Origin of the sequence: Sphingopyxis flava, assembly GCF_900168005.1 — a bacterium.
GTDB lineage: Bacteria > Pseudomonadota > Alphaproteobacteria > Sphingomonadales > Sphingomonadaceae > Sphingopyxis > Sphingopyxis flava.
This window is the reverse complement of sequence record NZ_FUYP01000001.1, coordinates 171604-186107: the sequence shown is the minus strand read 5'-3', so window position 1 is coordinate 186107 and position 14504 is coordinate 171604. Positions and strand designations below refer to the sequence as shown.

Here is a 14504-nt window from a genome sequence, read left to right as displayed (position 1 = left end):
TTTTCGATGGCCCGTCCCCAGTCCGCCGCCGAATTCGACAAGAAGAAGGTCGTTGCCGAGAACCGGCGCGCGCGCTTCGACTATTCCATCGAGCAGGTGTTCGAGGCAGGAATCGCGCTGCAAGGCACCGAGGTCAAATCGCTGCGCTTTGGGGAAGGTACGATCGCGGAAAGCTATGCCGAGGTGACGGGCGGGGAGGTGTGGCTGATCAACGCCAACATCCCCGAGTTCAGCCATGGCAACCGCTTCAACCATGAGCCGCGGCGGCCGCGCAAGCTCCTCCTCAACGGGCGGGAGATCAACAAGCTGCATGCAGGGGTGATGCGGCAAGGCATGACGCTCGTGCCTTTGTCGGTCTACTTCAACAGCCGCGGCCGCGCGAAGGTCGAACTTGCGCTCGCCAAGGGCAAGAAAGCGCATGACAAGCGCGAATCGATCAAAGAGCGCGACTGGAAGCGCGACAAGCAAAGATTGATGAAGGAGCGCGGATGAGCGGAGGCGCGCCTCGCGATCCCAAGGTCCGCGACAAGGCGGCGGTGATGAACTGGATCCGCCGCAATTCGCCGACTCGCGAGGAATTGCTCGCGAGCCGCTTCGTGAGGCCGTTCGCGCATCGCGTGGCGCACAGCCATTTGTGGCGGTTTACCCGCACTTCGGTGCCGCGTGGAACCGCACTCGGTCTCTTCGTCGGCATCTTCTTCCTGATCCCCGGTGTGCAGATATTGGGCGTCGCGCTGCTCGCCTTGCCCTTTCGGGCCAATATCCCGATCGGCGCCGCGATGACCTTTTTGTCGAACCCGGTGACGACACCTTTCATCATCGCCGCATCGGTGTGGCTTGGCGATCGCATGTTCGGGCTCCACGCCAATGTCGCGACCTTTTCGGTGATGATCGAGCAAGGGGCGACGGCGGGGCAATGGCTGCGCTGGCTCTTGTCGGACGCCGCGCCCGCGCTGATTGCAGGCCTTTTCGTCATTTCGGCCGTGTCGGCCGCTGTCGGCTATGTGCTTGCGACGCTGGTCTGGGACAATTGGATCCGCTTGCGCTGGCGGCGCAAGCTGGCGCTGGCACGCGACAAACGACTTGAGGCGTCGACGAGCGACACGCGGGCCAGTTGAACCGCCCCTCGGCCCGGCTATAGCTATCGCATCATCAGCCTGCACCGCGCATGCGCGCGGCGCGTTCCTGTTTAGTAAGAATCTGGGGAAAATCATGACTCGTCCGCAATTTTCTTCGCGCTTGCTCGCGACGGCGGCGCTCGGCGCCCTTCTCTTGGGTGCGCCGGCGGCGCTGCTCGCGGCCAAGGAAAACACCGCCCGCGCCGAGGCGAAAGCGTCCGCCAAGCCCGAAATCGGCTCCTATGGTTTCGATGCCTCGGGCATGGACACGACGGTTCTTCCGGGTGACGATTTTTATGCCTATGCCAACGGGGCCTGGGCAAAGAACACCGCAATTCCCGCCGACAAGTCGAATTACGGCATGTTCACCGCACTTGCCGATCTCTCGCAAAAGCGCACGCAGGAGATTCTCGAGGCTGCGAAGAGCAATCCGGACAGCATGATCGGGCGTTCCTACGCCTCCTATCTCGACGCAGCGACAGTCGAGGCGAAGGGTCTTGCACCGATCGAGCCGTGGCTCGCCAAGGTGCGCAGCGTCGACAAGGCGGGGCTCGCGAAGCTGCTGGCCGAGGCGGATCGAAATGGCGTCCAGCACTTCTTCGGCGGTTATGTCGGCCAGGATGACAGAAATCCCGACGTCTATATCTATTCGCTCTACCAGGGCGGCATCGGCATGCCCGACCGCGATTTCTATCTCAAGGATGGCGAGCGCAACACCAAGCTGCAGGCGGCCTATCTTCAGCATTTGCAGAATGTTCTCACGCTGGCAGGCGAAGCGAACGCCGCCGCGCGTGCGCAGGCGATCTACGACTTTGAAAAGCAGATCGCCGCTGTCCACTGGGACAAGAATGACAGCAGCGATGCGGTCAAAATCTACAACAAGATGACGATCGCCGAACTCGCCAAGGCCGCCCCCGGCTTCGACTGGGCAACTTTCATTCGCGGCGTCGGAGTCGAGGAGGATTCGCTCCTCATCGCGCAGCCGAGCGCGTTTACGGGCGAGGCGAAGCTGATCGCCGATGCGCCGATCGGAGTTATCCGCGATCTGCTGCTTGTCCGCAGTCTCGACAGCTTCTCGGACGTATTGCCCGACGCCGTCGCGAAGGAGGCCTTCGCCTTTTACGGTACCGCGCTGTCGGGCACGCCGGAAATGCAGGAGCGCTGGAAGCGCGCAGTCGATTTCACGACGAACAATATGGGCGAGGCGGTCGGACAGGATTATGTCGCGAAATATTTTACGCCCGAAACCAAGGCGGAGATGGACAAGCTGGTCAAGAATGTCATCGCTGCGCTTGGCGATCGCATCGACAATCTGACCTGGATGCAGCCTGAAACCAAGGTCCGCGCGCGCGCGAAGCTTGCGAATTTCACCACCAAGATCGGCTATCCCGACAAGTGGAAGGACTATAGCAAGCTCGAGATCCGGGCCGACGACCTGTTCGGCAATGCGCTGCGCGCCAACCAGTTCGCGCATGATGACAATATCAGCCGTCTCGGTGGCCCGATCCGGCGCTGGGAATGGGCGATGACGCCGATGACGGTCAATGCCTATGCCAATTTCAGCATGAACGAGATCGTCTTCCCAGCCGCGATCCTGCAGCCGCCCTTCTTCGATCCTCATGCCGATCCGGCGATCAATTACGGCGGTATCGGCGCGGTGATCGGTCACGAGATCAGCCACCATTTTGACGATCAGGGCGCCAAATATGACGAAAGCGGCAAGCTCGCCGATTGGTGGACGCCCGAAGACGTCGCGGCCTTCGAGGCAGCCGGCAAGGCGTTGGTCGCGCAATATGACGCCTATGAGATTCTGCCGGGCGAACATCTCGACGGCACCTTCACGCTTGGCGAGAATATCGGCGATCTTGCAGGACTGACGATTGCCTATGACGCTTACAAGAAATCGCTGGGCGGCAAGGAAGCTCCGGTGATCGACGGGATGACCGGCGACCAGCGCTTCTTCCTCGGCTGGGCGCAGGTGTGGCGGCGCAATTATCGCGAACAGAATCTGTCGCAGCGCATCACCACCGATCCGCATTCGCCCTCGATCCAGCGGACTTGGGTCTCGCGCAACCTTGATCCCTGGTATAAGGCCTATGGGGTGAAGGAAGGCCAGAAGCTCTATCTGGCGCCCGAAGATCGTGTCCGCATCTGGTGATGCGCCAATAGGGGAAGCAAGAATTGACCGCGAAGAGCCTGCCTTCCGCTGATACCGATATCGGCAGGGGGGCGGCTCTCGCCGCGGCAGCGCCCGGGCGCTTTTCGCGGACCGACGCGGGGCTGCTCGCCGGCCTTGCGCTATTGTCGGTCGCGCTTCTCTTCTGGGCAACGCGCGATACCGTGCTGGCGGCAGGGTTCGTCGCCGGGATCGCTCTTGCTGTCGGCGGCGTGATCCTCGCGCGGCGGCTATTTCCTGCGGCCGCGGCGGGTGAGGCGCCGCCTCCCGACTGGACGATGCTGCGCCAGGCGGTCGCGCACGACGATGTCGCGATTGCCGTGACCGACCGTGCGGGCCGGATGGTCTGCGCCAACGATCTGTTCGCGACCTGGATGGGCGGCTTTGTCACGCCGCCCGGACTGCCGCTCGAAGGTCGCGGCGCAGACCTGCTCAAAAATGCCGGGCGCGCGGCTTGGCGCGACGGCGAGGGGCGCGCCGACGAGATCGCCGTTGGCGGGTTGCAGCTGCGCGCCCAGGTCACGCGAACCGGCCAGGCCGAGGACTATCTTGTCTGGCGCTTTTCGGCGCACGAGCGGCTCGACCTCGCGTCTGAAATTGCCCGCCACCTCGACGGTCCTGCAGGGCGCACGCTTGGCCAGGCGGGGGTGATGGCGGCGCTCGTGAGTGCCGAGGGGCGGCTGCGCGCGGCGAACGAGGCTTTCCTCCTTCGCGCTCTCGGCGAGGTGGACCGCGCACATTATGCCGGACGCGACGCTGCGGCAATGCTGCGTCTCGACGACGCCGGCGCGCTCTATTATGCGCGGGAGGGTGATCGCCCGACGCCGGTGCGGATGATCCAGATCCCGCTAGCGCCCGCCGAGGCGGGTGGGCCGATGCTCCTCGCGCTGATCGACGAAGAGATCGGTCCGGCCGACCGCGGCACCGCGCAGACCTATGTCGAGACGCTGCTCTCGCTGCTGCCCTTCGGGCTCGCCATGGTCGATCGCGATGGGCGCTTCTTGTACATGAACCGCGCTTTTGTCCGCGCCGCGGGCATCGATGATGGCAGGATGCCCCGTTATCCCGGCGATCTGGTGGTAGCGGAAGACAAAGGACCGCTTGCCGACATGATCCGCCGGCACAGCAGCGGGCAGCAGGTCGGAGGCGACCTGTCGATCCGGCTCGCAGGACAAGGCGATGAGCCGGTATCGATGCGCGTCGTCGGGGTGCGCGGGCTGGGCGAGGCAGCGGTAATGCTGAGCCTTAAGGATTCGAGCGAGGAGTCCCGTCTCAAGCGGCAGGTCGCGCAGCAATCGAAAATGCAGGCGGTCGGTCAACTCGCGGGCGGTGTCGCGCATGACTTCAACAACATCCTGACCGCGGTTCTTGGCGCCTGCGATCTGATGCTGATGCGGCACACGCCCGGCGACAGCGATTATGATGATATCCAGCAGATCCGCAGCAACGCGAACCGTGCGGCGAGCCTCACCCGGCAATTGCTCGCTTTCTCGCGTCAGCAGACGCTGCGTCCCCAGATCTTGCAGCTTCCCGATGTGATCTCGGAAGTCTCGCATCTGCTGAAGCGGCTGATCGGCGAGACGGTGCAGCTGTCGGTTCATCACGGCCGCGGCCTCGGCGCGGTGCGTGCCGATCCTGGCCAGCTCGAGCAGGTGATCATCAATCTTGCTGTCAATGCGCGCGACGCGATGCCAGGGGGCGGTACGCTGACGATCGAGACCTATCCGGTCACCGCAGCAGAGGTCCGGCAAATGGGGAGCGAGATCATGCCCCCCGCCGATTACAGCGCGCTCAAGGTGAGCGACACCGGCGCGGGCATCCCGGCCGATGTGTTGCCCAAGATCTTCGAGCCCTTCTTCACCACCAAGGATGTGGGGAAGGGCACAGGGCTTGGCCTTTCCACTGTCTATGGCATCATCAAGCAATCGGCGGGCTTCATCTTCGCCGACAGCAAGCCGGGACAGGGGACGAGCTTCACCATCTATCTTCCGGTGCATCGAAGCGAAAGCGGGGCGGCTGTCCCCGCGGCGCCGGCGGTCAAGCCCCGCAAGAGCCAGTGGGGCAGCGGCACCATCCTGCTCGTTGAAGACGAGGATATGGTGCGCGCGGTCGCGGAACGCGCGCTGGTCCGCGCGGGTTATACCGTCGTCAACGCGGCGCAGGGCGAAGAGGGACTGGAAAGATTTGGAACAATGGACAGGATCGACCTCGTGATCAGCGACGTGGTGATGCCGGTGATGGACGGCCCCGCGATGGTGCGCACGATGCGCGCAAAGCGGCCTGATCTTCCCGTGCTGTTCATGTCGGGCTATGCCGAAGAGCAGCTGCGCCAGTCGATCGACATCGATCGGGTAAATTTCCTGCCCAAGCCTTTCTCGGTCGCGCAGCTTGCCGAGGCGACCTCCGCCGCGCTGGAGGATGCCGCGCACCGGACATCACATGACGGATAACCGCCTGATCCTGCTGGTCGAGGATGACGTGCTGATCGGCATGATGCTGGTCGACATGTTCGAGGCGCTCGGCTTTCCCGAGCCCGCGCAGGCGGCCGCGGTCCCAGACGCGCTTGCCATCATCGAGGCGCGCCCGGTCGCGGCGGCGCTTATCGACATCAACTTGGGCGAGACCAAGGGTTGGCCGGTCGCGGATGCGCTCGCGCAACGGGGGATTCCCTTCGCCTTCACCTCGGGCGGCGGCGATATCATCCCGCCCGCGCATGCGCACCGCAAGCTCGTCTCGAAGCCGTTTCGCCTCAGTGAGATCGAGGCGGTACTGAACGACTTTTTCAAGGAATAACCCGCCGCTTTGATGTTCCTGTCTTGTTCTTTGAGAACAAATGGCGTACATGGGTCAGGCGTTGCGATGCTACTGCCTTCGCTTTAGAGCAGGAAAGGTGCGGTTATGGCCGGACAATTATCACTCGTCGAATCGGGGAAATCAGTGAACGGAACGGATAGGCAGAAGGCGCTCGACGCCGCATTGGCGCAGATCGACCGCGCTTTCGGCAAGGGCTCGGCGATGAAGCTGGGCTCAAAGGAAGCGATGCAGGTCGAGGCGATCTCCACCGGATCGCTCGGGCTCGACATCGCGCTGGGGGTCGGCGGCTTGCCGCGGGGCCGGGTGATCGAAATTTACGGTCCCGAAAGCTCGGGCAAGACCACACTCGCGCTGCACTGCATCGCCGAAGCCCAGAAGACGGGCGGCACGGCGGCGTTCGTCGACGCTGAGCATGCGCTCGACCCTGTCTATGCGAAAAAGCTGGGCGTCGACATCGATGAGTTGATCGTGTCGCAGCCCGACACCGGCGAGCAGGCGCTCGAGATCGTCGACACGCTGGTGCGCTCGAACGCGATCGACGTGCTCGTCGTTGATTCGGTCGCCGCACTGGTGCCGCGCGCCGAGATCGAGGGCGAAATGGGCGACAGCCATGTCGGTCTCCAGGCGCGTCTCATGTCGCAGAGTCTGCGCAAGCTCACCGGTTCGATCAGCCGCTCGCGCTGCATGGTGATTTTCATCAACCAGCTGCGCATGAAGATCGGCGTGATGTATGGCAATCCCGAGACGACAACGGGCGGCAACGCGCTCAAATTCTATGCCTCGGTTCGCCTCGATATTCGCCGCACCGGTCAGATCAAGGACCGCGACGAGATCGTTGGCAACACGACGCGCGTGAAGGTGGTCAAGAACAAGGTCGCGCCGCCGTTCAAGCAGGTCGAATTCGACATCATGTACGGGCAGGGCATTTCGAAGGTCGGCGAGATCCTCGACCTTGGCGTCAAGGCCGGGCTGGTCGAGAAATCGGGCGCATGGTTCAGCTATGATTCGATCCGGATCGGGCAGGGTCGGGAGAATGCGAAGAATTTCCTCACCGAGAATCCCGAACTGATGGCGCGGCTCGAAACCGCGATCCGCGGCCGTACCGATGCGGTCGCCGAGGAAATGATGGCAGGCCCCGGCGACGGGGACGGCGACGACATCTAAGGGTAACAGGGTCGCGCGAGCGACCCTGTCACCTTTGCCATCCGGCCGGTCCCCGTCCCTCTTTTGACCGGCCGGCCGACGGCGGCGGGCCCTATCCTTGAACCTGCCTCCCCCTCTCGCAGGTCGGCCCGCCCGCCGTTGATCGGTCAAGCCTTTGCGTTGTTAACGGCGATAACATCGGTTCGCAGTATGAGTCTTGCCGAGATCAGCCGAGCAACGCTCATTTTTTCCGACCTTCCAAGAATCTGCATCCGCATAGGCCCCGGGCCCGATGGGCTTTTGCTCGCCTCCAAAGCCGATGACAAAAGGGCGCGGGCGCACCTGAAAGCGCCGGACGAAAGAAGCTTGGGCTTCCCTTCCACGAATCTTCTTCCCTTTCCTGTGGGGGCGCTCCAATCTTGTCCAACCCGGCGGCTGGAAGGAAAGCGCGATGAGCCTGATCGTTCACCATCTCAACAACAGTCGGTCGCAGCGCATCTTGTGGCTCCTCGAGGAGATCGGCGCGCCCTATGAGATACGCTTCTACGACCGCGATCCTGAAACCAATCTCGCGCCGGCAGAGCTGCTCGCGGTGCATCCGCTCGGCAAGTCGCCGGTGATCGAGGATGACGGGCGGGTGATCATCGAATCGGGGGCGATTGTCGAATATCTGTGCGAGCGTCACGGGGGCGACGCGCTTGTCCCCGGGCGCGGCACTGAAGAGCATGTCCGCCACCTTGAGTGGATGCATTTCGCCGAAGGGTCAGCGATGACGCCGATTCTCCTGCGCATCTACACCGCGCGGCTCGGCGAGGCCGCAGCGCCGCTCGAGGCCCGGATCGCACAGCAGCTTCAATCGCATTTCGAATATATGGAAAGCCGGCTCGGCCCGAGCGGCCATTTTGTCGGCGACGCGCTGTCGGCAGCCGACATCATGCTGAGCTTTCCGGCCGAGATCGCGGTCATGCAGGGGCTCGCGCCGCGCTATCCGAAGCTCGCCGGGTTCGTGAACATGTGTCATGATCGTCCCGCATGGCGGCGCGCGCGCGACAAGGGCGGGGCCTATTATGGCTATTGAGCCGCGGCTCGCCGTTCGGTGGTCGCTCATGACTGCCATGCTGCTCGCCCCTGCGGGGGCCGCGCTTGCTGCGCCGCCTTTGGTGGGGCCCGAGGTCGAGCGCGACGTCGTTGCTCCGCAAGGCGCGACCTTCCAGCCCGCAGTCGCGGACGAGGAGGGTGCAATCGACCGGTTCGCCTCCTATGTGATTGCGCTCGCGAGGCGCGATTATGACGCAGCCTACGCCATGCTCCGCCTGTCCCTTCAGGCCGCGAGCCCGCGGCTCGAATGGGAGATGAACCTGCGCAAGCGCAGCGCGCTGTGGGCTGACGGGACGCTTCGCATCATTCGGCTGAGCTGGTATCTCGACCCACCGGGCCAGCCGCGGGGCATCTATGCCGCGTTCGATTTTCGCGGCGATCGCACCGACGGGACGATGGATTGCGGCTATGTCGTTGTGCACCGGGCCGAGCCTGCCGCGCCCTTCACCGTTGTTCGCACCGACGTCTCGGAGGTGCCGCCCGACATGATCGAGGACGGTGTTCCCAAGGCGGACATTCTTCGCCAGCTCCCCTGCTATCTGGGCAAGGGGATCGCGACGGCCTTTTAGGCAGGCTGCAATAAATCCTGCTTGCGCGGCGCGGTTGCCCTCCGCACTATTGCGGGCGGCGCGCCGGGCGCGGTGATGGGGGGGATAATGGGAATCGTTGCATTGGCATTGCTGCTGGCAGCTGCGGGCGAGCCGGGCATCGCGATCAAGGCGGTGCCGGAGCGCGGCTATACGGCCGAAATCGAAACATTTGATTCCGCGACGATCGGCGGCGTGATGGAGCGGATCAAGCGCGCCGCGGCCGAACGCTGCGGGGCGCAGGGGGTCCGCTTCGGCCGCCACCAGTTCGACACCCGGGTCGACACCGATCGCAATGTGATGCTGATCGAGAATATGAAGCAGAATTTCATATGCTTCGACCGCGCGAGCGACCCTTACAAGCCGGTACCTGCTGACTGGAAAGCGAGCGCAGAGGATACCGCGGGCGCGAGCGCATTTGTCACGCGCTTTCTTGACCTTCTAGATCGGGGCGATGCGGCGGGCATCGCGATGATGGACCCTCTTGTCGAGCTGACCCAGGCGGACTGGGACGGTCTGCACAAGGCCGCCATGCAGCATCGCACAGGGAGCGGGGGAGCGCTGAAGCCGCAATTCCGGCTGTGGTTGAACAATCCGCCGGATACGACCTATCCGGGAGCTTATGCATTTTTCTCGGTGATGGATGATCATCCGGGTATCGAAGGAACCTGCGGCGGCATTTTGGTGCACCGCGTGCACGCAAGCGAATATCGGATCGTGCAATATGACGTCCAGTATATCTCGGCCGCGCTCGTCGAGCAGCAAGGATTGACGCCTGACGAACTCGATGGCCTTTGCCAGCGGTGAGGGTCTTGCGCGTTGTGCTTGAGAAACCTGCCGTCCCGCACTAGATCGCGCGCATGACATCGACCAACGACATTCGCCGCTCTTTCCTCGACTATTTCGGGGGCGCGGGCCATCATATCGAGCCGTCGGCCCCGCTAGTGCCGCACAATGACCCGACGCTGATGTTCGTCAATGCGGGCATGGTGCCGTTCAAGAATGTCTTCACCGGGCTCGAGAAGCGGCCCTACAGCACCGCGACCTCATCGCAGAAATGCGTGCGCGCGGGCGGAAAGCACAATGATCTCGATAATGTGGGATTTACCGCGCGGCATCACACCTTCTTCGAAATGCTGGGGAATTTCTCCTTCGGCGACTATTTCAAGGAACAGGCGATCCATCATGCCTGGACGCTGATCACCAAGACGTGGGGCCTGCCCGCGGAGAAGCTGACCGCGACCGTCTATCACACCGATGACGAGGCGTTCGACCTCTGGCGCAAGATTTCGGGCCTGCCTGAAAGCCGGATCATCCGCATCCCGACGAGCGACAATTTCTGGTCGATGGGCGACACCGGCCCGTGCGGGCCGTGCAGCGAGATTTTCTACGATCACGGCGACCATATCTGGGGCGGCCCGCCGGGATCGCCTGAAGAAGATGGTGATCGCTTCGTCGAGATCTGGAACCTCGTGTTCATGCAATATGAGCAATTGCCGGGAGGCGAGCGTGTCGATCTGCCCCGGCCGAGCATCGACACGGGCATGGGGCTCGAGCGGATCGCCGCGGTGCTTCAGGGCGTCCACGACAATTATGACACCGACACATTCAAGGCGCTGACCGCCGCCTCGGTCGAGCTGACCGGCGTCGCGGCCGATGAGGCGCACAAGGCGAGCCACCGCGTCATTGCCGATCACTTGCGGGCGTCGAGTTTCCTCATCTCCGACGGCGTCCTCCCCTCGAACGAGGGGCGCGGCTATGTGCTGCGCCGCATCATGCGCCGCGCGATGCGCCACGCGCACCTCCTCGGCGCCAAGGACCCGTTGATGTACCGTCTCCTGCCCGCGCTGACCGCCGAGATGGGTGCCGCCTATCCCGAGCTGATCCGCGCGCAGCCGCTGATCGCAGAAACCCTCGAGCGGGAGGAAACGAAGTTCCGCCAGACGCTCGACAAGGGACTGCGCCTGCTTGACGAAGCGACGGTGGGAATGGGCGAGGGCGCGACGCTCCCCGGCGATGTCGCCTTCAAACTCTATGATACCTACGGCTTTCCCTATGACCTTACCGAGGATGCGCTGCGCACGCAGGGCATTGCGGTCGATCGGGAAGGCTTTGACGCCGCCATGGCACAGCAGAAGGCGGCGGCACGCGCGGCCTGGAAGGGCAGCGGCGAAAAGGCGTCGGACGAAATCTGGTTCGATCTTGCCGAAGCCAATGGCAGCACCGAGTTCACAGGCTATGGCGCAAACGCGGGCGAGGGCACGGTGATCGCACTCGTCAAGGATGGCAAGCCCGTCGGCGAGGCGGTGGCGGGCGATGAGGTTGTCGTGCTGACCAACCAGACGCCCTTTTACGGTGAAAGCGGAGGCCAGATGGGCGATGCCGGGACGATCGCGACGCTCGAAGGCGCAAGGGCGTTTGTTCGCGACACCGGCAAACCGCTCGGCCGCCTGCACACGCATCAGGCGAAGCTCGAGGCGGGGACACTGAAGGTCGGCGATACGGTACAGCTCACGGTCGATGCCGAGCGCCGCGACCGCATTCGCGCCAACCACAGCGCGACGCACCTGCTGCACGCAGCGCTCCGCAACCGCCTTGGCGGGCATGTAACCCAGAAGGGTAGCCTGGTCGCGGAGGATCGCTTCCGCTTCGACTTTTCGCATCCCAAGGCGCTGAGTGCTGAGGAGATCGCGCAGATCGAGGCCGATGTGAACGCGCAGATCCGCGCCAATGAGCCGGTGACGACGCGGCTCATGACCCCCGACGATGCGATTGCGGCGGGCGCGATGGCGCTCTTCGGCGAAAAATATGGTGACGAAGTGCGGGTGCTGAGCATGGGCAAGGCCGATGACCAAAGCTATTCGGTCGAGCTTTGCGGCGGCACCCATGTTCGCGCCCTCGGTGATATCGCCTTGTTCAAGATCGTCAGTGAATCCGCGGTCTCGTCGGGGGTGCGGCGTATTGAAGCGCTGACCGGCGAAGCCGCGCGCGCGTGGCTTACCAGCCGCGACGAGGCGCTGAAGGCCGCCGCGGCCGCGCTCAAGACCTCGCCCGATGACGTACCGGCGCGCGTGACGGCTCTTGCAGAACAACTCAAGAAGGCCGAGCGCGAACTCGCCGAGGCAAAGAAAGCGCTCGCAATGGGAGGCGGCACCGGCGCTGCGAGCGGCCCCGCGATTGAAAAGGTCGGCGACACCGCCTTTCTGGCCCAGGTTGTAGACGGCCTCGACCCCAAGGAACTGCGCGGCACGGTTGACGGGCTGAAGAAGCAGGTCGGCAGCGGGGTTGCGATGCTCGTGGCGGTCAATGAGGGGCGTGCCTCGGTCGCGGTCGGGGTAACCGACGATGCGACCGAACGTCATAACGCCGTCGAGCTCGTGCGCGCCGCGGTGGCGGCGCTCGGCGGGCAGGGCGGCGGCGGACGGCCCGACATGGCGCAGGGCGGCGGACCCGATGGCAGCGCGGCCGATGCCGCGGTGGCAGCGGTCAAGGCAGCGCTCGCTGCCTGACCCTCGCCCTGGTCCCTGTTGAGGCTGCCCGGCACCTGCTTGCTACCTTGCCGGCTTGTGTGAGCGCCGCCTTGCCGCGCTCTCGAGGCGCCGCTGCCCTTGGAACCCGGCCAAGAATTAGGTTCCGCGCGCCCATTCCGCTGCCAGCTTCCCGGCCGCCGCGAGAACGGCTTCGTCCTCGCTCCTTATGGTCCCGATGGCCACAGGTCCTTCATAATAGACCGCGATAAGCAGCGGTGCGCCTTCCGGAGGAAAGGCGATGGCGATGTCATTATATTTGTTCATCATGCCTGGCGCCATCGCGGTGCCGGTCTTGTGACCGAGCCGCCAGGACGCGGGCAGACCGGCGCGCAGTCGCTTCGGGCCGGTGGTGGTTGCCGTGCCCCAGTCGGTCAGCCGCTTGCGCGAGGCATGGCTGAGCACATCGCCAAGAAGAATGGTGCGCAGCAGCGCGGCCATCGCGGCGGGTGTCGTCGTGTCGCGCACCTCGCCCTCGCCGACAAGGTTGAGCATTGGCTCAGCGCGATCGAGACGCGTCACAGGGTCGCCCCAGGCACGAAACTGACGCGTCACCGCCTCGGGCCCGCCGACGAGGGGCAGCAGCAGATTGGCGGCGGCATTATCGCTGACGGTGATGGTCGCCTCGAGCAGCTCGGCAACGCTCATGCTGCCCTTGGCGAGATTGTCTCTGGTTCGGGGCGAGTTGGAGAGAAGGTCGGATTTGCCAAAGCGAATGGGCTGCTCGAGCGACACTGTCCCCGCATCGACGGCCTTCAGAATCACGGCTGCCAGTGGCCATTTGACGGTCGAGCAGAGCGCGAAGCGCTCGTCGGCCCGGTGTCCCGTCACCCGTCCGCTCGCCGCATCGAGGAACAGGGCGCCGAGCCGTCCTCCCGCCTGGCGTTCGAGCGCTGCAAGCCTCCCTGCAATGGGATCCGGCGTCTCCGGCGGGCTGGCGGGAGCCTTGCGATCTTCTGGCGTGCAGCCTGCAGCGAAAGCCAGCCCGGCAAGGCCTGCTGCAGGGGCGAGGGAAAGCAGGCGGCGGCGTGACAGCAATGCGATCGTCATAGCGAGATTCCTCATGATCGGGGTGGCCTGGAAATATTGGGCAGCTTCTGCCTTGCGTCCAAGCGAGGATAGGTCAGAAGTGGCATTAGATTTTCTAAGGCAGGCAACATGGCGATTACCGAAATCTCGCTTAATCTGCTGCGCGCGTTCGATGCGGCGGCGCGGCAGGGCAGCTTTACCGAGGCGGCGAAGGAGTTGTTCGTCACCCAGGCGGCGGTGAGCCACCAGATCAAGGCGCTCGAGGCCTGGCTGGGCAAGAGCCTCTTCCATCGCACCTCGCGCGGGCTGCTGCTGACCGACGAGGGGCAATGGCTCGCGCCGACCGTCGCTGACGCGCTTGCGCGCATCGAGCAGGGGATCGACCTCGTGCGCGGCGGAGGGCCGCGCGAGGTGCTGACCGTGGGGGTCGTCGGGACCTTTGCTGCGGGTCATCTGGTCAGGCGACTTCCCGATTTCCGCCGCCGCTTTCCTCATATCGAGCTGCGGCTGCTCACCAACAACAACAAGCCTGAACCCTCGACCGACAGCCTTGACCTCTCGATCCGCTTCGGCGACGGCGCGTGGCGCAGCGTCGATGCGCTTCGCGTGATGGACGCGCCGATGACGCCGCTCTGCATCCCCGCGATTGCGGACACGCTTCACCACCCTTGCGACCTCGCGCGCTGGCCGCTGCTGCGCTCCTACCGCGCGCAGGACTGGCCGGCGTGGTTTGCTGCCGCAGGCGCAGCGGCGGTCGCGGCGCGAGGGGCGCAGTTCGATACGTCGATCATCATGATCCAGGCGGCGCTTCTGGGCGAGGGCGTCGCGCTCGCACCGGCCGCGATGTTCGAGGCTGAACTTGCCGACGGGCGGCTGGTCCAGCCCTTCGCTTGCGAGGTTGACGTCGGAACCTATTGGCTGACGCGCCCGCTGGCGCGCGCCGAGCGCGCCGCCGAGCGGACCTTTGCCGAGTGGCTTCTGGCGGGCGCGTGAGGCCTCAAGGGCGCCCCCG

General features: G+C 64.3%; 12 protein-coding genes. 11 read left to right on the top strand and 1 reads right to left on the bottom strand.

Annotated features, from left to right (window positions below):
• The first annotated feature begins 6 nt into the window (after positions 1 to 6).
• The 10 genes from smpB (at position 7) to alaS (ending at position 12445) form a co-directional block, all read left to right on the top strand.
• On the top strand, positions 7 to 492 hold the full coding sequence (gene smpB / locus B5X69_RS00925) for an SsrA-binding protein SmpB (protein ID WP_053553579.1): 486 nt from the start codon (positions 7 to 9) through the stop codon (positions 490 to 492).
• The gene (locus B5X69_RS00920; protein WP_079636805.1) at positions 489 to 1118 is read left to right on the top strand and encodes a DUF2062 domain-containing protein; all 630 of its coding nucleotides are present in this window, start codon (positions 489 to 491) and stop codon (positions 1116 to 1118) included. The genes smpB and B5X69_RS00920 overlap by 4 nt, the downstream gene beginning before the upstream one ends.
• A gap of 94 nt (positions 1119 to 1212) precedes the next feature.
• Positions 1213 to 3276: a M13 family metallopeptidase gene (locus tag B5X69_RS00915; protein ID WP_079636804.1), complete on the top strand. Its 2064-nt coding sequence runs from the start codon at positions 1213 to 1215 to the stop codon at positions 3274 to 3276.
• Positions 3277 to 3398: 122 nt separating this feature from the next.
• Complete coding sequence (locus B5X69_RS00910; protein WP_425441483.1) at positions 3399 to 5744, top strand: hybrid sensor histidine kinase/response regulator; 2346 nt, start codon at positions 3399 to 3401, stop codon at positions 5742 to 5744.
• Positions 5734 to 6087 (top strand): response regulator, encoded by a 354-nt coding sequence (locus B5X69_RS00905; protein ID WP_079636802.1) that lies wholly within the window; start codon positions 5734 to 5736, stop codon positions 6085 to 6087. The genes B5X69_RS00910 and B5X69_RS00905 overlap by 11 nt, the downstream gene beginning before the upstream one ends.
• Before the next feature lie 105 nt (positions 6088 to 6192).
• Positions 6193 to 7272, top strand: coding sequence for a recombinase RecA (recA, locus tag B5X69_RS00900; RefSeq protein WP_079636800.1), 1080 nt, complete (start codon positions 6193 to 6195; stop codon positions 7270 to 7272).
• A gap of 430 nt (positions 7273 to 7702) precedes the next feature.
• Complete coding sequence (locus tag B5X69_RS00895; RefSeq protein WP_079636798.1) at positions 7703 to 8329, top strand: glutathione S-transferase family protein; 627 nt, start codon at positions 7703 to 7705, stop codon at positions 8327 to 8329.
• The gene (locus tag B5X69_RS00890; protein ID WP_079636796.1) at positions 8319 to 8918 is read left to right on the top strand and encodes a hypothetical protein; all 600 of its coding nucleotides are present in this window, start codon (positions 8319 to 8321) and stop codon (positions 8916 to 8918) included. Before B5X69_RS00895 ends, B5X69_RS00890 begins: the two co-directional genes overlap by 11 nt.
• 87 nt (positions 8919 to 9005) lie before the next feature.
• Positions 9006 to 9743 carry a hypothetical protein gene (locus tag B5X69_RS00885; protein ID WP_139375606.1) on the top strand — a complete coding sequence of 246 codons (738 nt, stop codon included), beginning with the start codon at positions 9006 to 9008 and terminating at the stop codon, positions 9741 to 9743.
• A gap of 53 nt (positions 9744 to 9796) precedes the next feature.
• The gene (gene alaS / locus B5X69_RS00880) at positions 9797 to 12445 is read left to right on the top strand and encodes an alanine--tRNA ligase (protein ID WP_079636793.1); all 2649 of its coding nucleotides are present in this window, start codon (positions 9797 to 9799) and stop codon (positions 12443 to 12445) included.
• 117 nt (positions 12446 to 12562) lie between these two features.
• Here alaS and bla read toward each other — a convergent pair whose 3' ends face one another.
• Positions 12563 to 13513, bottom strand: a complete 951-nt coding sequence (gene bla, locus B5X69_RS00875; protein ID WP_139375605.1) for a class A beta-lactamase — start codon at positions 13511 to 13513, stop codon at positions 12563 to 12565.
• Positions 13514 to 13621: 108 nt separating this feature from the next.
• Here bla and B5X69_RS00870 point away from each other — a divergent pair, with 108 nt between their 5' ends.
• On the top strand, positions 13622 to 14485 hold the full coding sequence (locus B5X69_RS00870) for a LysR family transcriptional regulator (protein WP_079636779.1): 864 nt from the start codon (positions 13622 to 13624) through the stop codon (positions 14483 to 14485).
• Positions 14486 to 14504: the final 19 nt, after the last annotated feature.